Genomic DNA, 20,008 nt, shown 5'->3' on the forward strand with positions numbered 1-20,008 from the left:
TCTTCCTGAAAAGTTTTGCTCAGTGTGCCTGAACACCCTGATTCTTTCAATCTGCCATTTACGTCTGACAAATACCCTGGACCCTTGCTAGGGACTGAGATCCAGTGGCTTCATGTCCGGATTGCGCAGCGTTTCCAGCAAGTCATCCTGGCGTGCCTGTCCCAGAGCCAAACGGTACCCTGCCAGCCCTGACAACATCCGTTGTGTCCTCGGGACATCACGGCTGAGGGGGTGGTCAAGCAGTCTCCGCTCAATCCTGTGTTCTCCGGGATGCACCCAGTAAGGGGCAAAATCTCGGACAGCCTGCGGCCTTGAAGCAGCTGCCGCGTCCGCACGCTTGAACAACGCCGCCCACGGATTTCGCGCACCCTCAGAACGCACCTCGTCCCAGTGCGCAGCTGCAACATTTTTGCGCACGGCATGTCCCATATATCGGTGCACGCGCCCCTCGCGCTGCTCGAAGTCCACCGGATTCGTCGGGACGTTCCAGTGGATCACCGAGTGACTCCACCAGTGGAAGTCGATCCCTTCTTGCCCTACCGAGGTCGAGGTCAGCACAAACGGCCAAAATGGACTGTTGAAAGCGGCGCGGACGTCCGGCATTCGCAGGGATCCCCCGTCCTCCGTGCGCCCGCCACCGTAGCGCACGGCGAACCTAGTGCCCATGGCCAGACCTCGGTCATCTTCAGAGGGATCTTTGGCCCACAATGTGGCTGAGGTCAGAGACAGCGCGCGGCGCATAGCGTCCGCAATGTCCATGAGCTGGTCCCCCGAAACGGAACCACTCGGTTGCTGGCTACGCAGCTGGAAGACGTACTCATCCAACACGGCCTGCAGATTCCCGTCAGCACAGTACCGAAGAATCGCCTGCCAGTAGCGCAAACCAGGGTACAACTGGACAAGCAGTTCAGTTGCTTCTGGGCGATTAAAGAGCGTCCGGAGTCCCTCCGCGGCATGAAGCGCAGCTTGCCAGTGCGCCTCCGCGTCAAACGAGGCCGGCAAGATACGTCCAAGTGCACGGTACACACAATTCGCTGGCGAATTCAGAGCCAGTTCACCGACACCTTCTCGCCAGATGCCCCTGCCTGACACCGCTGTCTCAAGCATGCGCGCAACATGGGACATGAAGTTCGTTTCTTCTGTTTCCCCTTCCGTGGACAACGTCGCCCCGGACATGCCTCGTTCAGCAACCGAAGCAATTCCTTCCCTAGCTGCCGCTGGGTCGTGCATCCATGGACGAGGAAGTGGGTTCCCGAGCCCAAAATAGGCAGCCCATACACCTCTCTCATCGGAGGAACCCCGCGCAAATTTGTGCTCTTGAAGTACCAATTCCGCAGTCTGCCGGAGCTGTTCCGAGCTCGCTGATACGCCGTCGTCGGCCTGGGCCGAAAGCCGCAAGGGGTCAGTCAAACCGGCCAGGTCGGCATGCGGGGTGAAGAGCGCCATGGCCGACATAGCCAGGGGTTCGCCGTCGCGCATGCGCCATACCAACCGTGGGGCGAAGCGGGCTCGAGCCTCGGCTGAGTTCTCAACTTCCCCTTCTGACGCAGTCATGATGAGCCGCTCTGCCTCATAGGACAAAAGCGTGCTCACTGCATTCGGTGTCGCGTTCCAGGCTGAAAATAGCACCTGTTTTGTGGCGGAGGTTCCGACGTCAGCGAATGGCCCGGAAGGTTGAGTGTAGGGGCACGACGGCGGCATCCACAGCAGCCGCCACAAGCCGCCGCCAAGTACATGGCGTTCAACTGCACGATACTTTGCATTGTCGCCCTCGAGTGGTTCGTAGCGACGGTAGCGGTCCCGGTCGATCGTCTTGAGTGAGGGAAGGTGCATCCGTACGTCGTTGTTCTCGGAAGCCCACCCGTCAATCGTCCGTCCCAATTGATAGTCCCCCAGGAAGTTTGCGAAGTATGGCACTGATTTCCAGTATTCGATCGGGTTTCCCGCCCCAGCCGCCTTGGACAAACGGGTCAGCGCCGCCAGGCTGCGCAGGTCGGCCGGCCGGACGTCGTTCGGTGTCATCTGATGCACGCGCAACATGTCGTCGTCGCCCAGCTGTGGCCGTTCGGTGCGGCACATGTACTGCTTCAGATGCCTTTCAAGGGACACCGCGTTGTCCCCGGATTCGATGCCGGCAAGCTGGTGCCGACGGCGGTCCAACAACCTTTGGAGCTTCCCTATCCATTCGGGATCATCCTGCGAGAGGAAACCCAACAGCTCAGTAAACTCGCTTGCATGGTCCTCACCGCCGTCGTCAGCGCCTGACGTATGTGCTTTGTAAGGTGTGGCCGAGAGCAGCAATATCTTGGCGCCGTCGAAGTTGAGGAATTGCCGGGCCAGCTCGGCGGCATTACTAGCCTCTGCATCATTCTTGGGACCATGCAACAGATCCTGGAAGCGCTGGAACTCGTCGAGGATGATGATGTCTGGTTCTAGGCATTTCAGGCCAACCTCGGCCAGAACGGTACGGTATTCGCGGATCAAATCCGGCATGCCTTCCCGTAGTCGATCCGTATGCTCATCCGAGCGGAGCACCTTCTTGAAACGTCGCATCAAGCCACGATCCGTCGTCTGCTTCCGGAAGTCCTCGCGAACGTGCGTCGCAAAACCCTCAGGGTGGCGTTGTCGGAACTTGTTGATCTCGTACATGAATCCAGGAACCCCAGCATTGCCCCGCAGTAATTCCACAACCTTCTCCTCGACTTCCGAGGGAAAGCGTTTGGGATCTTTCGGGTTCTCGCGTTCCCCAAGCAATGCCTCAAGCATGAGGAACAGGACAGCCCGCTCTTCCACATTTCCCAGACGTTGCCCTTCACTGAAAGAAGTCCCCGGGGTGAGCGAGATGAAGTTGACCCCCTTCCCAGTATTTTCCCCGGGAGCGGCATTCAACCGCTTCAGCTCCAGCGGTAGCAGCGTTAGCCGCCCAGACTCGATAACGTCAGTCTGCCGGGTGACATTCACACGATCGATATTCTGCTTGGCGAGGTCCGCATTGGAGCACATATATACAACATCGATCCGGTCCACACCATCGACCCTCTCGAGATGTTCAATGGCCCGCGCGACGACGCCGGCGGCGACCACCGATTTTCCAAGCCCGGTTTCATCGGCCACGAGAAAGCGGTTCGTCGTTCCGTCCCCTGCATAGAAGCGTTTGAATACGTGGTTCACGGTGCGCTTCTGGAAAGGCTTGAGTCCGGCGAGTGTCGCCTTGGCACTGAATATCGTCATGGCTTCCCCCCTTCGGCAGCCATGGCAGCGACGGCGACGTCCCACAGCAATCGCACTTCTTCAATCTCGGAATCCCCTTTAGATATCCGGTACAGCCGGTCCATCACGGGGTTTAGACCCGCGAACAGCTCCGCCGCGTCCGGGCTGCATGCTGCCGCCGCGATGGCCTCGAATAGTCCAGCGAACGACCCGCCCGCGCCGATACTCCCGAATGCTCCTGCAAACATTCCGCCTCCCGATGGCGTCTGGTCCTCCGGGGTCAGGAACAGTAAAAGGAATTCGCGCAGCTTCTCCACGGTGTCCAGCTGGCTGGCGATGACGGAATCGATCCGTCCTTCCACGTCAGTGCTCAGCACTCCTTGGGCCACAGTCGAGCGCACCATCCCGCTTGCGCTGTCACGCAATTCGATCAGCACGTACGGTGTGACCATGGCCAAGTGCAGACCCTCAAATACGTGGCGCTGACTGCTCAAGTCTCTCTGCACTTCGAAAAGTCGCGAAGGCAGAGTCAGTAAACCCAACCGAGCCGTCATATTTGAAGGCGGCGAATACGAGTGCTCCAGCACGACGTCGTAATCGGCACCTTGAGCGGACTGCGCCGCATCCAGTGAGTAGTTCAGAGCTGCTGCCGCGATCAGCGCATTTTGAAGCCGCCACTCGGCTTCCTCCGACGGTTCTCGCTCGGACCCACCGCTGCCATTGAACTCGGAGAATGGCAGCGCTTTGAGCGACTCAACGATCTTCTCCGTGCCGATCCGGTTCTTGGGGCCCGTGAGTTCCAGAGAAAATTCGATGTTTCGCCCAAATGCAGCCCTTGTGGAGTTGGTCGAGCCGAGCAGAACGTGAGTGGTGTGGTCGTAATCCGTGAACACGGCTTTTGCATGCAGGCCGCGGAGGTCCTCGGCCGCGGGAGCGATTTCGCTATCCGGCTCTTCGTCGGGGGCAAGACCAAAGTCATCGACAGCTTTGAATGCCATCACCGGGTTCCCCACGGTCTCCGGGGTCAGCCGGTCAAGCTCATTGTCACGCCCGTAGACGCGTAGCGATCTGGCTCCGGAGCTTGCCAGGATGCCGAGCGTTGCGTCATCGACGAATGGAGATATCAGCAGCCGATTCCCACCGAAATTGCTCCGCTCGCCTGTCAAACCATTAAGTCCGACGGCGGATGCCGGGTCCTGCAACAATCCCACCAAGGAGTTGGCCGGGTATCGCTGCTCTGTGCCGAGCGGCCGGAACGCAAGGGTTTTGATATCTTGCGGCAGCTCCCAACGCACTGCCGATGCCCTTCGCGCCAGTCCTCGAATCGTCTCCAGACGGGACGCTGGCAGAGGAACGGTACTGAGCCGCGGCAGCTCGTCCACGAAACGCGATAAAGGCGCGTTGTCGATGTCTGCAGAAAAATCATCTTCCGCGTCATCCATTTCGGGCGGTCGGCCGTCGATTCGAACCAGTAAATCCCAGGTGGCATCGGGTGTGAGGTTGCGACTGCTGCACAGGAATCGATACCTGTAGTCGCCGTCGCACTCGTATTCAAGAAGCCATACCTTGGGATGGAATAGTCCGCCTGCCAGAGGCGCCTTGACCTGGTGGATGATCGGTTCGAGCACGGCAAGTAAGTCGTTGGCGTGACGTGGCACGCGGATAAGGCCTGCTTGGCAAAAGATGTCGATGCGGTCCGACACCTTCTTCACTGCATTGAGTAGTGCGACGGCGTTGCTGGGGTCTTCGCCGGAACCCCGAACGAAGCTAAGTGGGACGGCGAGCGCACTGATCATGTCTAGGGTGAATGTGGTGCCGACGGCGTGGCTGAGTCGGTAGCCTGCTGGCGGACGCAGTTGTTCGGTGAGTGCTTCACGAGCGCCGGGATCAAGCACGGGTCAAACCTTCCTTTAGATCAACAATCATGTTGCGAACCTGAATCCAGCGAAACGTTTGTGGACTGATGCGTTCGGGCGATGTCCAAGCCCGGAGTCGTCGCTCGTTGACGAAACGTGAGTTGGCGCCTTTCGCCCGTTTCTCACGCTCTCGGACCATTCGGTGCAGAGCCTCGTTTGTCACAGGGTCATCTCCCGAGCGCAATTCGTCGATGGATCCGACCAGGAACGCGATGCTGCGGGGTTGTATCCGCGGGTTCACCGCCCTGGCGTGAGAGATAAATTCTTGGACATCCCAGTCGCGGAGCAATCGCTGGTAGTTTTCGTCTTCACGCCATTTCGCAAGAGTCTCGGCGTCGGTCTCTTCGGGTTCCTCGCCGAACCGGCGTCGAGCTTCAGCAGTAACACAGTAGGCGTAGACGGCATCGAGCCCGTGCTGTAGCGCGGAATAGGCCTCCGCGTGTTTGAGCCAAACCGCAGCTTCGCCGGTCGCGGCTTGGGCAGCCGGATCCGCCCATGGCACATTACTTGTCTTGAGAATTCGTTGAGGTTTAGCTACAAGCTGTGCGATCAGCGTCCCTGGGACAGCGGAGAGGACTCGGTCGCGGATCCATTCGGCCTCGCCATGGCTGAGCGCAATGCCTCGGTCTGCTGTAGTCGGGAAACCAATGGGAGCTGGCGGCAGTCCCGGATGCCAGACAGGTTCCTGTGGCAGCCCGTCACGTATGGCCGCGGCCGCATCGAGCATCGCGTCGCCGATAGCATTGCGCTCTACATCGTTGCGGACAATCCCCCATGACCGCAACGCCGACCAGTAAGCTGCCGAGGGCAGCTGGGCGACTCTGTCCCCGGCAGAACGGCCAATAAACCGCTCGACGTTGAGCTCTTGAAATCGTCGAATGAGTCGGCGTTCAGCCTGCTCGGCCGATAATTTTAGCTGATCGGCGCCCTTCATTCCACTGGCGGACTGGAAGCACCAAGGAATCAAGAGTAGATAGCGGGCCGCGACATGCAGGACCGATGTTCCGGGGAAAAGTGAGTTGCTGATCGTGTCACGGAACTGACCGAGAGCCAGATCATCGACGCTTTCAGGCATTTCAAACAGGCGGACGAGTTCGCGCATGCGATTCGTCTCCGCGGAGCTGGCGTCGAGCCAGGAAATCAAGGAAGCCATGATCTCGTACCCACCCTCACAAAGTTTCAGGTAACGGCGGAGCCAACTGTTCCTGCCATTGGGCAAAAGTTCGCCCGGTCTTAGAGTCGCGCCAGGTTATTCGTCCGTTCGCATTGCGGCCGGACACCACAGCGGCGGCGGCACTCGGACTGGCGAAGGCATGGTCGTCAGCAAAAACTACTACACCCTCCACAACGTTGAGAGTCCCTGATTTACGCAACCGGTCATAGAGTCGCCCGTAGTTTTGACCCGAGCCAGTCCATGAGGAACGAGCCCTGGAACCAGCGGCCACAACGAATTCGCCGTTGATGTCTCGTCCCAGGGCAACGCCCTCTTCAGCTGGAACCTTCATCTCAAACAACGGCGAGACATGCTCCCCGAGGGGAGCTCCCTCAGACGTTGTCGGAATTGGCCGTCCTCTGAAAGCATCCAATCCAAGGACAGGCAATACGATCTGTGCTTGGCTGATGAAGTATTCCATATCGGAGACGTCTGCCTCGGGAAGGTTTACTGTCGGCGGCCGGTTCCCGTTCTCGAGTGCGCATCGATCCGTTGCAGCTGCCAAGGCAATGAATCGGCTCTCAAGGTATCGGACGTGCGCCTTCGTGAGGTTGGCATCCTTACTGGTCAGAAATATCACCCGCGTCCAGAATTCTTTACCAGTGCTGGCACTGTTGTGCTGCCGCAGTCTGATAGCTACATCATCCGCTTCGCCAACGTAGAGCAGCCTCCGGTCGGGGTCTTCCGGATTCTCGCCGAGCAAAAAGTACACGCCGGGCGAATTCGCCTCTCCCCGTGCGAGCAGATCGTTGAGTTCTGACCGGGATCCGGAAACGAGCCGGCCCGTCCAATTCATAATTTCCGCTGTCAAGATGCCCGTGGGCGATCCATCGACCAAGAACAGACGGACCTGCTTGCCAGTTGCCAAAATTCTCCCTTGAGGTAATCCAAAACTTATCTACTGGTTGTATCACCGGGCACCGACAAATCACTTTTCCTCACCAGCCGCTAACCATTTGTGTCAATATCACTATTCATTTGCAATCGCCAGACGAGGAAAATAAACCAACTATGGCACGACTCCACAAGCCTTGAAAAGGCGCACATGCGGTCGTATCCACCGAACGTGCCGGTAGCTACGAGATCATTGGCGGCAGGATTAACCGGTACTTTAAACCACTGAGGAATTCCACGTAATACACGCCTCGATCAGCCCTCTTCTTCAGGCTTCTCAGCGTCCCCGACCCTACGAAGCAAACGCTCGGCAATCCCGATCGAGACTTTGTCACTCATCGTTCGCGCCCGCCCTAGTGCTTCACTTCCAAATCGCTTCGTTGCTTCGACTCCGTCTCCCCCTGTTTCACGCACCTTGTCTGTCGTCGTCCTAGCGAGGCTCAAAGCATCGCCGCTGAACCGCTTGGTCGCATCCACTCCGTCAGTCCCCGTTTCGATGACCTTGTCCCGAGCATCTACGACAGCTTCCACCCAGCGTTTTGCCTCGACTGTTTGCCGGCCATCTTCAATTCCAAGACACCTGTGGAACTCGCCGACTGAAGCCTCGACCTGGTTACTGGAATGGACCACAGTACGTGCCGTTGTTGGGTGCAGAAGGACTTTCGTATTTGCCAACCCTGCGGCAGCATTCATCCTTTCGATCAGCTTCTCGGTGCTCCGAGTGATTTGATCGAGTCGGTTCTGCCGGGCCACACGAAGAGCACGACGATGGTTATCTAGCTCCTCGGGAGAAGCATCGAGTACACGGTCTAGTTCAAGCACAGCTAGCGAGTCGTAAAGTTGGAAGCAACGGGCAAGTACGGCAATCCACTCACGAACCTTTGGTTCAGTTTCTTGGGCCGCCTTGGCGAGATCCCCCATTTTGGACTTGCGCTCCATTTTTTCTGCCAGTGCATCCATCTGTCGCAGCGCGTACATTTGAGTGCTTGCGACCGTCAGCGAGGATGCCTGTACTTTTGACCAGGTGACCTCTGAAACCCGCCCAACAGTGTCTCGTGTTGTAATAGCGTCGTCGACTACGAGCCCCACTCCGATCATGTCGGCCAAGACGGCGTCCTTCTGGGCGCGAAGTATATCGTCGACTTTCTCGTCGATGACTGCCAAATAGTCAGTGATCTCGTCCATGGACTGCTGCATCGCAGCCTGCGACATGATCCCAGCAACGCCAGTGAGTACCGCAGGGTTGGTCAGAAACTGAGCCGGGGTTCTAGTTATTTCGAGGAGTCCGGAGATCTTTCCATTTTTCATGAGGACGGCACGGCGAACGCCCGACTCTGAACCTTTCATGAGCTGATTGACCTTGAGGGCTTTTGCCGATTTCTCGGTTAGCTTCACCCATCGGCCAGCGTTCGCAGCCATTTCGGCTCCGGCCTGCGCCGCTCCAGCACCGGCACCGAAAGTCGATCCAAGTCGCTGCAGCCCAAGGTCTTTCGATGGCAGGCCTTCAGAGGCCAGAAAGCGCTCAATAGCTGACGGATCCCCGATGAGCGCTATACCGTTTTCGTCGTCGAACAGTTCGATCTCGTCGTCCATGACAGTCTCCTAAAAACGGAGGGGAAAGCCCCCAAAGCGGCTGGAATAGCTTCCAGACGGCGCGCTCCACAGCACCACTAATAGCTTATGCCAAGCACGCTGCGTTTCGTTCGTCTGTCGAATTGCGACAGACGCCGAGAGTCTACCTAGCGTCGATTCCGCCTTGTTCTTGTTGGCAATTTGCAACCAATTCCAGCGAGGTCCGGTGATCCACCGGGCGACGATTTCGAGGATTCATTTAATCACGAGGCTGAATGCTTTCTCGCGAAATTGTGGCGGCGCGAACCAGTAAGAACTATCATCCAGCCACGCCCCTGGCTGCCCAACATTATCCGTTCTACTATGGATTGATTCGGCCATTCAGCCGCCAATGGCAATCTCAGAATTTTCGGAGGGCAGTGATGGGGTTTTCTATTGCATCTTCACGCTAGCCTTGCCGAATCCACTCATAGCCAGGCCATCGCGGCCCCAGAAGATTGGGAGGCCACCTACCGCCAAATGGTCATCTACGACCTCGCTGCGGACATCGAGCTCGGCTTCTTCCTGGCCTACTACCGCAACTTCGCCATCCCCAGCATCGCCTCCTCCCTGCTCCAAAATGGCGAAATCACTGCCCGTCCCATGAAACGCTCCTATGACACCGCCATCGTCACCTACGAGCTCATCGCTAGCGGCCTGAACAGCGACCGTGGCCGCCACATGATCCGTCTCCTCAATCACGTCCACCGTCAAGTCCCCGGCAGCCAAGACGACTTCCTCTACGTCCTACTCACCCTGCTCGTCGTCCCCATCCGCTGGGCCCGCGCACACGCCTGGCGACCCCCAACCATCGCAGAGGAGGCCGCGGCCACCCGGTTCTACCAGCAGCTCGGCGCCCGGATGAACATCACCGCTATCCCCGCAACGCTCACCGAGGCCGAGCAGTACTTCGACAGCTACGAGCGCCAGAACATCGCTTACTCCGCCGCTGGCGCCGAGCTGATGGCCAGCACAGTTCAAGTGCTGAAATCCAGACTCCCCGCCCCCGCCCGACCATTCACTAGATTCATGCTCTCCTCCATGTTCGACGACGTCCACCTCGCCGAGGCCCTCGGTCTCCCTCGCGCAACCTACCCGGCAAAGACCGCTTTGGCCGCCGTGATGCATGCCCGGAATGCAATTCACCGGCGTCGTCCGATGAGCATAAGTCCGCATTTCGTCCCGGGTGAGGAAGGGTCCAGCGTCTATCCCAACGGCTATCTTCTCGATGAAATCGGTCCGGAAAACATCATGACGCATGGACGCCAGGCGAACCGCGAGCCATCGTGACTCCCGCCGAGCCCAAAGCGTACTGCAAGGCCGTCCGCGGCTGGAGATTCTCGGTCCATCGACAGCATCCGCCCGCCGAAGAGCCCGCGCGTCGGCATTGTGCGGAAGCGCACAGCGCAAACCCTGCCGCTAATAATCACAAGAGATCCAACAACTTTCCACCCGCACCTGTTCAGCCGCAACCGGCGGATCTAGCATGGATTACACGGCGATGCTCCTCAATCGCTGAGCAAAGTCGATGGGTTCCGCACATGTTCGTCCGACAGCGTCATCCCCGCAGGATTCCCTGCTCCAACCCGGGACGGCCCTTCGTTGCGTGGCCCACAAAGGCCCGTCCGTGAATAACCGGCAGATCCGCCGTACAGCCAAAGATGCCTACCTGCAGCTCGACTTCGGAGGGCGCCCGAACCTGGGCAGCATACAGTCTTGGCTGGAAACCGAGCGCGGGCATCCCATCATTATTTTGGAGGAGCCCGCCCTGGTGGGGACCGACCTCTGCGGCCTGCTGTATGTCTACGTTGATCGGGATGTCATTCGCCATGGTCCTCCACGGTCGTCCTGGCACCGCCAGCAAATCATTCTGCACGAATTCGCCCACCTGATCTTGGGTCACCAGCACACCGCCACGTCCATGGAACTAACGAACCTGCCTGGTTTCCCGGAAAAGCCGTCGAAGGTACTCGGACGCGCTAGTTTTGAGGACGCGGACGAAGCGGCCACCGAGTATCTCGCGGACCTTCTTGCAGAACTAATCCGTCGGCATCTAAGTGACGAACCGGATGATGAATCCGGCTTCAACAAGGTCTTTGGGTAATGGAATGCGTTCCGGCCGTCATGCTTTGGCTGCTGACTATCATCCGCCTTCCCACGGCATTGGACCCCGGGCGCGCGCCAGTCCTGCGTGGGGCCTTCTTCGCTGCCGTAGCCTGCACGCTATTTGTCCCCGCCATCTACAACGCAGCGGATCCGTTCCTCGGCGGAAAGAACCATGTGGGTCTGGTCATAATCATCGCGGTTTTGGCCGGATTCTGGCAATTCCACACTGCCACGGTTCTCGCCGCTATCAGCGATGAAGCTCGACGGCGTCGCCTCCTCAGGTTTGGACGAATGGCTGTTGCCGTGGCCGGCACATGCGTCGTCGTTGGATTCTTTGGTAGTCATTTGGAAGTGACCAACCAGAACCTGCCGCTGGCCTACGGCAACCAACCGGGCATGCAATTGTTCCTCTGGACGGGCTCAGCATTCATCATTTGGGTGTGCACAGATATTGCAACGGTATGCCTTCGGTTCCTCCCAAAAATGGGACGTAGAACACTTAGGTCAGGGTTTGGATGCGTGGCCGCAGGATCTTGCTTCATGGCAATGGCATTGGGCTGCTATCTAGCATTGGGCATACTCAAAGCATTCTCCACCGGGCCAAGTGCATTCATGCGAACTCTGGAATGGTCTTTCCCTATCCTCATATCAATTGCCGTGCTTCTGGTCGGCGTCGGACTAGCACTGCCCAGGTTTCCTGAATCAACTCAGGCGATTCGGCGCAATGTCCGCTCCCGACGCCTCATGATGTTATTGACACCGGTCTGGAGGCGCAGCAGCCAGGAACGAAAATACTTGCTTCGCAACCGATGGACGCCCCTCCTCGATCCCATCTCGGGCAAGTCCGCTGCACATCTCCACCGCAGAGTCATCGAGATTAGAGACTGCCAACAGCGCGGCATGATGCTTTTCCCCCGTGACCGCGTCCTGATCAATCAAGCCGAACAATTCCTGCAGGGAAACTGACTGCACCCGGCGCCTGCGCCCGGTCAGGTAGTTGGAGCTCCTCCGTGCCATGAATAGGGGCAGCTGGCATCAGCCGGAGGTACCCGCACGCGGAGGCATCATGGAAAAGCTCAGCATTAAGACACCTGACGACTTCATCGCCCTCATGGGACATACTCTGGGCTTCTGGCCCCAGGAAAGCCTAGTCTGCGTAGTCCTGGACGACCGACGCATCGGCGCATCACTTAGGGTCAATCTTCCCGCCCCAGGTGCCAACACGGCCCAGTTGGTCGAGCAGATCGTGCGATACGTCGGCACTGACCGTGACGCCACCGGCGTCGTGTTCGGCATCTTCACCCACGCCACATGGACTCCGAATGAATTGCGCCCACATGAAGACGCCTTGGAGGAGCTGACTGGCAGGCTCAGTCAACTGGGCGTGATTGTCCGGGATGGCTGGCTCATCGGCGATACTACGTTCACAAACTACCTCCGCATGGGTACCCCTGCCAGTGTGACGTACCCGTTGGACCGGGTCCTGAATAGTCAACTCAATGCGGAACTGGTCTTCCGCGGATCTAGTGTCGAGTCGTCTCCCAGGTTCCGCATCCCGGTCGTGGCCCGGCAAAATCTCAATACTGAGGTCCTTCGGCACTGTTTCAGGATTGAAGCAATGAATCCCGAGGCCGCCATCAGTCGCGCCAGGACACTTTGGGACAAGTTGCTCGACGGCGGCGGCGAACCTACCAAGGATGAGGCGGTTGAGCTCATCGCCAGCCTCAAATTCATCACAGTCCGAGACCGACTCCTCGCTGATATTCCTGGCATCGACGAAGCCATGCAAGATCTGCTCCTAGGACAAACGAAACGGAGCCCCCATTGGCAGCGAGTCGACCGCGCCTCCGAAGTTCTGTTCCAGCTGTACATGCGAACGGACGGCACGGATGCTGCACCCGTTCTAACAAGCTTGGGCATCATCCAATGGTGGGAAGGCCATGGCAGCAAAGCCCATGAGTGTTTCCAACGCGCCCTTGAAGCAGATCCTGAATACCGTCTCGCCCAACTCACCGACCACCTCGTGCGCGAAGGCATCCTTTCCGATTGGGCCACCGATCGACATACCGCCTACCAGCCGCCGCACACCCGCGGACCGGAAATCGGCGGCATAGGAATGGCATAAAAGCCGACGCTTCAAGTGGTCGGGGCCCACGTGGCGAGGCCAGCTAGGCTATGTAGATCAAGGAAAGGCCATTGGGCAGGAATATTGTAGTTTTCCTGGTTCGCCCACTCGAGCGCTCGGAAGACGGTTGGCCGTGCAAAGTGCTCTGCGATTTCATACATGCTGTGTTCGCTGCCAGCTGCATGAAGCTCAACGAGGTGGCTTTCCTAGACTGGCGACAGTTTTAGCGGCTTCCCTCGCAAGCAGTCTTTGGCTTTTGCAACTTTCATTCTTTCGCGCCTTCGCGCCCGGATGGGCACTCCTTCAAATTCCGCAACCATCGCCAGAACGTTGAACAGCAACTTTCCTATTGGAGCTACCGGGCTATGGACCGAACCGCTAATGTTCAACTAGATTTGCCGGCGGGCGAGCTAGAAGCGAACTAACCCTAAACGAATAAGCCAACGTGTTCTGGGGCTCCGCTTATTGACTAGATAATCCCCCAGTTTGCCCTTACTAACGGGGGTCCCCTGAGCCATTTAGTTGCCTTTCGAGATATCCCATCAGCCACGCCGGGTCGGCGCGTCCGCGTGTTCTGGTATGACCGGTTGAGGTTGGCCGGATGTTCAGGGAGTTCCCCCTGAGGGAGGCTAGGGCCAGCGTCCGGAAACACCTATACTGCTGGCCCTTTTGTCTAGCCCCCTACCCGAGGTCGAATCTGGGCCGCGGTCCTAATGTCAGCGATGGCAACATCGCGAGCTTGTAGTGACCGGCGCATCTGGTTGAACACCGGGGCTTCACCCCAAGGATCCGTGATCGTGAGGATTGCAGCGAACGGAACCCCTTCGGCAGGCAAGGCGAATCCGCTCCTCGCCAACGGCTCGACAACGAGCCGAAACTGGGACGAAGCCCCGACGCCCGCTTTCGAGGTTTTCCTGGTCCATCGCTTGACTGCACCCCACTTTTGGCCTTCTTTCACACGTCCATGTTCTTGCCCGGAGGTGGATTTTGAGGTGAAGAACCCACCGTAGGAAAGTTCCCCTGTCCGCGTGTCGAGTTTTTCCTGCCGAAGGTAGGCCTCCAGATTGACTCGGACGGTCTCGCTACCGTATTTCAGGTCAAGAGGCGGCCTGTAAACCAAGGTAAGTGTGGCCTCGCCTGAACATTTGCCGCCAGCGCGCACCAGCGCCTGAGGCCACTGGAAGTCGAAGGTCAGCGCTTTCCTGTGCATGAGTTCGGCCTCGAAAACCAAGGTAATGGAATGATCGTCTGACAGGAGTGTGTTTTCCGACAGATCCGGCAGCCCGAATCCTACGAAGTCCTTGGCCACATGGGCCAATTTCCTGTGGGTCATGTGCGCCGGAGCCGCGGCACCATGGATGGCCAAGGCCGTCAGTGTTTCCCTCTTGACTTTTCCAGCAATCTTATGGTTAATCTGCCCCAAAGTTTTTGCAACCAAAGGGGCTGCGTAACTTGTCCCGCAGTCTTCTACAAGTCTTCCAGTGATGTCTAGCGACTTCAATCTGTTGGTGGGATCGGCTGATCCTCCAAGATGACAGAGGTCCGGTTTGCTACCAAGCGCAAGTCCAGGCCCTCGGCGAGAGTAGACGCTAGGCACAAGGTGACCCCCTGGTGTCGTTTTTGGGTCGAGTGCCGCAACAACGACAGCCCTGAGGCTATCGGCCGGCTGATGCATTCTGTCGAGTCCGGGGTGTCTGTAGTTGGCCAGCATCGCCAGTGCGTCGTCCGCTTGTGTCGGCCATACGGGTCGAAATTGTGGCGACTCAAGATTTCCAGTCGGTAGGACGAATACGACATCGTGTTTGTCGGCGATGGCATCGAGGCGAGCGGCAAAGGGACTGTATGCATCGTCTCGAACCATCTCTTCAACCACCAGTGACATGTTGAAAACGCGGACGCCCGCGGCCACTGCGGACACAATTTCGAAGTCAAGTTGCTCCAGGAAATCCATGAAGCTGTTCGGATAGGTTTGCAGATACTCCTGCTCGTCGGTGACGTGCAGGCCGAGGTCATAGACCTTACACGGGGATTCTGCAGCTTCTGCATGGGTATTCAATGTCTGCGAGTCCGCGATCAATGCCCCGATGAATGTGCCGTGGCTGGTGTCTTGAGTCGCTGGGTCTCCCATTGCTGTGCGACCCACGACCCACGGAGCCAGCTCAGGGATCGAGGCAATTCCGGTGTCGACGATCCCAACTACTGGATAGCTTCCTCCGTTAGTTGGAATCGGAAATGCGTCACATTCCTCTGAGCCCGCGTCGGCCGACGTGGTGCGAGTGGGTTTGATAATTGAAGGGAGCCAGATCTTCCGGACGAAGGGCTCGTTTTCCAACACGTCTAATACACTTCTGAAGAGTTCTGGCCGGAAGTTAATCTTCTCCATACTGAGCCGTAAGAATCCACGCTCGCTCCACCAAAGCGGACCTTCCGACAGGACCAATGAAGGGTCGATCGCCCGAAGACTCCTCTTAAAAACCGCAATCTCCTCAGCCCTCCGCCTAATTTCCCCCTGGCCCGACTCATTTGTTGGAACAAACATCTGGATCAGGAAATACTGCCCGGAGCGAGGATTTCTCAGCCACTCGATGGCCTCGCCAACGGAAAACTGCCTCCTGTCTCTGGGGCCGTAGGGAGTAACCTTGGAAATTGCACCCACTTCGCTTCGAGTGCGGCTTGGGTTCGCCTTGACCTTTCCGTACTTGTCGAGCTTGAGGTTGGTGTCCGGCTCCGCACTCCCTATCTTTCCGATGACGGCGTCGAGTGCGGACGGCGTAAATTCGATAAGGAGTTCACCGAAGTCCGAAACGCCACAGATCGGCACAACATCGGGTTTAAGTACGGATTGCGTGGGCCGATGAGACTTCGCAAATGCAGCCGTTCTGAGGGAAACTCTCGCAATTCCTGTTGAGCGCCCCGATGAGGCAAGAGATGCCTTCGCGGCACTGAATTGGGTGATGAGCCCCGTCTTGTGCGCAGCGAAGTCCACGTCTCTTTCTGCAAAGAAATCTGTGTTTTGACCACCCGGATTGACTTTGACGTCATCCACGAACGATCCGCTATTGAGGACTATCTGAATCGGATTATTGGCCATCGCCCCTGCCTACTTCCTTATCCAGCGACTTATAGTCGACTGTGTCGTGTTGAACAACCGAGCCAAGGACTCCTGGGTGAAACGTATTTCTTCGTCGTTGCTAAGCTGTCGGACCAACCCCTCGAAGTCCTCGGAGAACATAGCCTGGCGGGGTGAATCAGAGTGATCGGCGCTGAGCAACAAGTTGACTCTGAGCGCTTCGACGAGGGATTTCTCCCGGTACCGTTCATCACGAGATACCGCTTGATTGAGCTGCAGAGAGTCTCTATTTCCGCCCCGCTCTTGCCGTCCGTGAGCCAAGCCAGGAAGTCGATGTCCACTTCCTCGATCGAAACGCCTTTGAGAAAGCGAGCCACCATTCGCTGCCTAGACTCAGTCCCAGGCGTCGGTATGGCCACCCGCGAATCGAACCTCCTCCATATTGCAGCGTCAAGTAGGTGCTCATGGTTCGTAATAGCAATCGTGAAGCCGCGCTCTCGCCTCTCATCGAGGCACTGAAGAAGGGTATTCACCACGCGCTTGATCTCCCCTAACTCATGGGGATCGTCCCGAATCTTCGCGACCGCGTCGAATTCGTCGAGGAGCAAGATGCACTCATAGCGGTTGGCGAACTCGAAAAGGTTTGCAATATTTCTTGCCGTAGTCCCGAGAAACGACGAGATCAGGCCATCGAGACGCGCGGTAACGAGGGGAAGCTCCATCTGGGCTGCGATGACTTTCGCCAGCGCAGTCTTGCCAGTTCCTGGCGCGCCGTAAAGTAGGAGATTCAAAGGGGGCCGAATGCCGGCCTCCATAAGCATGGCCGCGCTCTGCCATTCGGCGACGAGCGATTCGATGGCCCTGCCGAGATCCGCTTCCAGTATCGGCTCCAGGCCCTTTTCTGCGTCGCCAGGAAAAACAATCGATGCCAGCGGAGCCCCCGACTCTTTGTCGACAGGTGCATGAATAGAACGCGTCATGCGCTCAACAGTCGCTGTAGACAGAACCACCCGGGATGGGGCGAGAGCGTCTGTCGCCTGCTTTGCGTCTAGAACTACGGACAGGGCATCGGCTTGGTCATCGTTCCCTTGCTTTGCAAGGGCATCCCGAAGCTTGCCGATATTGCGCGTCAGGGTGGCATTTGGGGAGCGCATCGCTGTTCTGCAAATGGCCAAGACGGTAGGGAAGTTCTCCATTTTTTCACTCACTAACATACGGGTCCGCGGCACGGCACCTAATATTCATTACTATGATATGCGTAAATATCAGAATACACGCATATTCTGTCTTATTTGCGCATGAACTCCACCCAATCTAGGATGAGTCCCATGGGAACCAACGAAACCAACAGCAGCGGCAAGCCCGGCAAAACAGCAAAACTGAGCGAAAGCAGCAGAGGGTCTTTCATTGTGGCCCCTCGCAGGGCTCCAGGCCAACCCAGCCGCCCATAATTTCTGCGCCCACCGCTCCCAAGAAGTAACTAAGTGCCAAGTGAAGCTGGGGCGTTCGCCATCCTCGTTGCGCTCATTCCGGGGTGGTGGTTCGTGCGCCAGAGGGAGCGGAAGACCGGAGATCAGCGTGCGTCTGCTTTGGACGAACTCCTCCAAGTACTCGTTGCCGGCGTGGCGACTACGGGCGTTTCTATAACCACCCTGATTCTTTGGCCATGGGGCATGGCCAATTGGCTCGTCGATGTGCAGCGCTGGTCAAACGAGGGGACTACCTATCCACAAGGAAACTTGAGGGCCATTGTCGTGACGAGCGGACTGGTACTGTTCTCGGCAATTCTCATGGCCCATCTAGCAGCCCACTGGATGCCGGTGCCGAAACGACGCCTCAATGATCGCTCCAGCATGTGGGTGAACGCTCTGCGGGCGGACAACACCACGCATCACAAGTACATCAGCACGGAGCTTTTGGATGGGCGCGTTTTCGAAGGATATCTGGAAGGGATTACTCCCGAGGGAGCGGCGGACGAGCAGGTAATGGCCCTTGGTCCGCCACTGTTTGTCAAGAAGGACCCCTCCAAAAACGCAAAACCATACTCGGCGGATTCTCTCGCTGTACCTCTATCCCAAGTAAAATATGCCGCAGTGATCCTCAGGGACCCCAACTAGACGCACCGTTATCTTCCCTTCTCTGAGACCGAGGATGGTCCGACGTGGCACAGACTTCGGCCTTCGGGTAGGCCGGAAGAAAGTATCTGCCAAAGTCCTCAACCGGCGCTGGCAGCCGGCGTATCTGGACTTGCAACTGATGCCTTAGCCGCGATCCGGCCCTAAGTTTGTGGTGGATGTTCGGATGCATTGAATCCAACCGGACACCGCCCAAGTTTCAAGCCAGGGACATCATTGTTGTCGGTGTAGTCGCTCTGTTTGTCCGATCTAACCCAACTTTGGCCATCCTAGGCATCCTCTTCGGCGGGTGCCTGCTCGGACGGGGCCTCCTCATTGGATGCGCAAGGAACCAACAGATTGAATTTGAAAAATCTGAGCAAGCAACGAACGACGACCCGCGCCCCTTCTGATCGCAATGGCGACAATGATCGACAACCTCGATTTTGGCATGGCCAACTTTTCCTGCGCCAGTTCGTTGGCAATTGGGCAACTATCCAGTCGATCGTTCGCCGTGGAAACTTGGATGCCCGCAACATTTTTGCCATGACACCAAATAATCTCAAAGGGAGACGAGTATCCAGCAAGACGTTCCGCTTGCGAAACGACGACGCTTCGTGGGCTCATCGCTCTCGTCCCTGAATTAGCGGTTCCTGCGCCGCACCGAGGGGTGCGGAATAACTTTGTGAGATGGACGAGATCCTCCTGAATGGCGGCAACGCTTCAGATTGTGCGGTGCCCGTTGGATCGACGGACCGCAAACCGTGGACGGCCACGCCCCCGAGGGTGCTCACTTACATGAAGGCCGTCAATGATGCCAGCGTTGATGTGCCTGCCGTCTATGGGCAGGACGCCCAAGGTGCCCAGTAACAGAGTTTGTCCACGGCTGCCTTGCCATGGACTCGGCCGCCATGTCAGTCTCCGAGCTGGGTCGGGCCGGCTCCCTTGCACGCGCTATTCACGACGCCAGCGCCACTTACGAGCCCGACTCCGGCTCAATCTGAATCACTCATATTCCAGTCCCAGGAACCGAGTTAATCTGCCACAACGACATGGCCCCATGGTATCTCCTCATCCGAGAGCCTTGGGTGTTCATCAACTGGGACGCGGCCGCATCAAGCACCTTCCGCTGGGATCTCGAGTACGCCGCGTAAGCATTCACGCTAAAATTACGCATCGGCCGATTCACACACAGCGGCACGAGGGCTGGCACCCTCCATTGACGGCCATGGTGCCGACGAATAGCTATGGACAACGCTCCCCCGTCGCCATGTGGCAACGGACAAGGCCATGTCTGAACTACTCAAGACTTCCCATGATGCGGGAACCGAACCGTGGGGGACGATGTTCACGACCGGCCATAGAGACCACTGGCACAGTGTGATTCAGTTCGTGAAGAACAACGAGTCAGTCTGGCACGAATCGGTCCAAGCGTCCCGGTAGACGTCCCCAAACGGACACGCCGCCAGCGTAAATGGCATACCTTCCTTGCGATGATTCGATGGCCGATCCACGATCCCGCCCCACCGAAATGAATCGCTTATGACACATAATGCCTTGGTAACGCCTACCCCTGCAACGCCGCTGACGCTTCATCATGACGGTCCCCAAATCGTCAATCACCACCCAGGCACTAGACGAGTTTCCCGCCTTCAAGATCCTTACACGTCTGGCACCCAAGGCCTTGCCCGTGGCGGGAAGTCCCACGGGCAGTCATGGTGATTGGAGCCTCAAGCGCCATGATTCTGT

At 57.7% G+C, this 20,008-nt stretch carries 15 protein-coding genes and 1 pseudogene; 6 read left to right on the forward strand and 10 right to left on the reverse strand.

Annotation, left to right across the window (positions count from 1 at the left end; all coding sequences use genetic code 11):
- Nucleotides 1-87: 87 nt before the first annotated feature.
- From AS189_RS18790 to AS189_RS18810, 5 genes are all read right to left on the reverse strand, one after another.
- Entirely contained in the window at nucleotides 88-3,231 is a 3,144-nt protein-coding gene (locus AS189_RS18790) for a C-terminal helicase domain-containing protein (RefSeq protein WP_062292480.1), read from the reverse strand.
- A complete protein-coding gene (locus AS189_RS18795; protein ID WP_062292482.1) occupies nucleotides 3,228-5,105 on the reverse strand; it encodes a phospholipase D family protein in 1,878 nt (625 codons plus the stop codon). Before AS189_RS18795 ends, AS189_RS18790 begins: the two co-directional genes overlap by 4 nt.
- Nucleotides 5,098-6,279 carry a DUF6361 family protein gene (locus tag AS189_RS18800; protein ID WP_062292493.1) on the reverse strand — a complete coding sequence of 394 codons (1,182 nt, stop codon included), beginning with the start codon at nucleotides 6,277-6,279 and terminating at the stop codon, nucleotides 5,098-5,100. Before AS189_RS18800 ends, AS189_RS18795 begins: the two co-directional genes overlap by 8 nt.
- Before the next feature lie 16 nt (nucleotides 6,280-6,295).
- Nucleotides 6,296-7,207: a GIY-YIG nuclease family protein gene (locus AS189_RS18805; RefSeq protein ID WP_062292496.1), complete on the reverse strand. Its 912-nt coding sequence runs from the start codon at nucleotides 7,205-7,207 to the stop codon at nucleotides 6,296-6,298.
- 281 nt (nucleotides 7,208-7,488) lie between these two features.
- Nucleotides 7,489-8,826, reverse strand: a complete 1,338-nt coding sequence (locus AS189_RS18810; protein WP_062292499.1) for a hypothetical protein — start codon at nucleotides 8,824-8,826, stop codon at nucleotides 7,489-7,491.
- A gap of 414 nt (nucleotides 8,827-9,240) precedes the next feature.
- Here AS189_RS18810 and AS189_RS18815 point away from each other — a divergent pair, with 414 nt between their 5' ends.
- Together AS189_RS18815 and AS189_RS18820 are read left to right on the forward strand one after the other, a co-directional pair.
- Nucleotides 9,241-10,134, forward strand: coding sequence for an oxygenase MpaB family protein (locus tag AS189_RS18815; protein WP_237759927.1), 894 nt, complete (start codon nucleotides 9,241-9,243; stop codon nucleotides 10,132-10,134).
- Between the two features lie 337 nt (nucleotides 10,135-10,471).
- A complete protein-coding gene (locus AS189_RS18820; protein WP_129587348.1) occupies nucleotides 10,472-10,948 on the forward strand; it encodes a hypothetical protein in 477 nt (158 codons plus the stop codon).
- 119 nt (nucleotides 10,949-11,067) lie between these two features.
- Here the strand turns inward: AS189_RS18820 and AS189_RS20115 are convergent, their stop codons facing one another.
- The gene (locus AS189_RS20115) at nucleotides 11,068-11,295 is read right to left on the reverse strand and encodes a hypothetical protein (protein WP_129587349.1); all 228 of its coding nucleotides are present in this window, start codon (nucleotides 11,293-11,295) and stop codon (nucleotides 11,068-11,070) included.
- 6 nt (nucleotides 11,296-11,301) lie between these two features.
- Here AS189_RS20115 and AS189_RS20120 point away from each other — a divergent pair, with 6 nt between their 5' ends.
- Together AS189_RS20120 and AS189_RS18830 are read left to right on the forward strand one after the other, a co-directional pair.
- A complete protein-coding gene (locus AS189_RS20120) occupies nucleotides 11,302-11,916 on the forward strand; it encodes a hypothetical protein (RefSeq protein WP_129587350.1) in 615 nt (204 codons plus the stop codon).
- Nucleotides 11,917-12,016: 100 nt separating this feature from the next.
- Nucleotides 12,017-13,075 carry a DUF4192 domain-containing protein gene (locus AS189_RS18830; RefSeq protein WP_160320877.1) on the forward strand — a complete coding sequence of 353 codons (1,059 nt, stop codon included), beginning with the start codon at nucleotides 12,017-12,019 and terminating at the stop codon, nucleotides 13,073-13,075.
- An 11-nt stretch (nucleotides 13,076-13,086) separates the two neighbouring features.
- On the opposite strand, the pseudogene AS189_RS21375 reads toward AS189_RS18830, so the two are convergent.
- From AS189_RS21375 to AS189_RS18840, 3 genes and pseudogenes are all read right to left on the reverse strand, one after another.
- Nucleotides 13,087-13,464 (reverse strand): annotated as a pseudogene (locus AS189_RS21375) (hypothetical protein); the annotation flags it as partial.
- 284 nt (nucleotides 13,465-13,748) lie between these two features.
- Nucleotides 13,749-16,166 carry a S8 family peptidase gene (locus AS189_RS18835; RefSeq protein ID WP_062292511.1) on the reverse strand — a complete coding sequence of 806 codons (2,418 nt, stop codon included), beginning with the start codon at nucleotides 16,164-16,166 and terminating at the stop codon, nucleotides 13,749-13,751.
- A 29-nt stretch (nucleotides 16,167-16,195) separates the two neighbouring features.
- Entirely contained in the window at nucleotides 16,196-17,341 is a 1,146-nt protein-coding gene (locus AS189_RS18840; protein WP_160320878.1) for an AAA family ATPase, read from the reverse strand.
- A 288-nt stretch (nucleotides 17,342-17,629) separates the two neighbouring features.
- On the opposite strand from AS189_RS18840, the gene AS189_RS18845 reads away from it, so the two are divergent.
- Entirely contained in the window at nucleotides 17,630-18,262 is a 633-nt protein-coding gene (locus tag AS189_RS18845; protein ID WP_062292513.1) for a DUF6338 family protein, read from the forward strand.
- Nucleotides 18,263-18,592: 330 nt separating this feature from the next.
- Here AS189_RS18845 and AS189_RS20125 read toward each other — a convergent pair whose 3' ends face one another.
- A complete protein-coding gene (locus AS189_RS20125; protein WP_129587352.1) occupies nucleotides 18,593-18,886 on the reverse strand; it encodes a hypothetical protein in 294 nt (97 codons plus the stop codon).
- A 63-nt stretch (nucleotides 18,887-18,949) separates the two neighbouring features.
- On the opposite strand from AS189_RS20125, the gene AS189_RS18855 reads away from it, so the two are divergent.
- On the forward strand, nucleotides 18,950-19,129 hold the full coding sequence (locus tag AS189_RS18855) for a hypothetical protein (RefSeq protein ID WP_062292520.1): 180 nt from the start codon (nucleotides 18,950-18,952) through the stop codon (nucleotides 19,127-19,129).
- Nucleotides 19,130-20,008 lie beyond the last annotated feature (879 nt).

The sequence above is a fragment of the Arthrobacter alpinus genome (genome assembly GCF_001445575.1).
In the GTDB taxonomy this organism is placed as follows: domain Bacteria; phylum Actinomycetota; class Actinomycetes; order Actinomycetales; family Micrococcaceae; genus Specibacter; species Specibacter alpinus_C.

Excerpts from the sequence above, each read along its gene's own strand:
- AS189_RS18790 (WP_062292480.1), bottom strand. The coding sequence starts at position 3,231 with ATGACGATATTCAGTGCCAAGGCGACACTCGCCGGACTCAAGCCTTTC.
- AS189_RS18800 (WP_062292493.1), bottom strand. The coding sequence starts at position 6,279 with ATGGCTTCCTTGATTTCCTGGCTCGACGCCAGCTCCGCGGAGACGAAT.
- AS189_RS18810 (WP_062292499.1), bottom strand. The coding sequence starts at position 8,826 with ATGGACGACGAGATCGAACTGTTCGACGACGAAAACGGTATAGCGCTC.
- AS189_RS20115 (WP_129587349.1), bottom strand. The coding sequence starts at position 11,295 with ATGACTACCAAAGAATCCAACGACGACGCATGTGCCGGCCACGGCAAC.
- AS189_RS18830 (WP_160320877.1), top strand. The coding sequence starts at position 12,017 with ATGGAAAAGCTCAGCATTAAGACACCTGACGACTTCATCGCCCTCATG.
- AS189_RS18835 (WP_062292511.1), bottom strand. The coding sequence starts at position 16,166 with ATGGCCAATAATCCGATTCAGATAGTCCTCAATAGCGGATCGTTCGTG.
- AS189_RS18840 (WP_160320878.1), bottom strand. The coding sequence starts at position 17,341 with ATGGAGAACTTCCCTACCGTCTTGGCCATTTGCAGAACAGCGATGCGC.
- AS189_RS20125 (WP_129587352.1), bottom strand. The coding sequence starts at position 18,886 with ATGAGCCCACGAAGCGTCGTCGTTTCGCAAGCGGAACGTCTTGCTGGA.
- AS189_RS18855 (WP_062292520.1), top strand. The coding sequence starts at position 18,950 with ATGGACGAGATCCTCCTGAATGGCGGCAACGCTTCAGATTGTGCGGTG.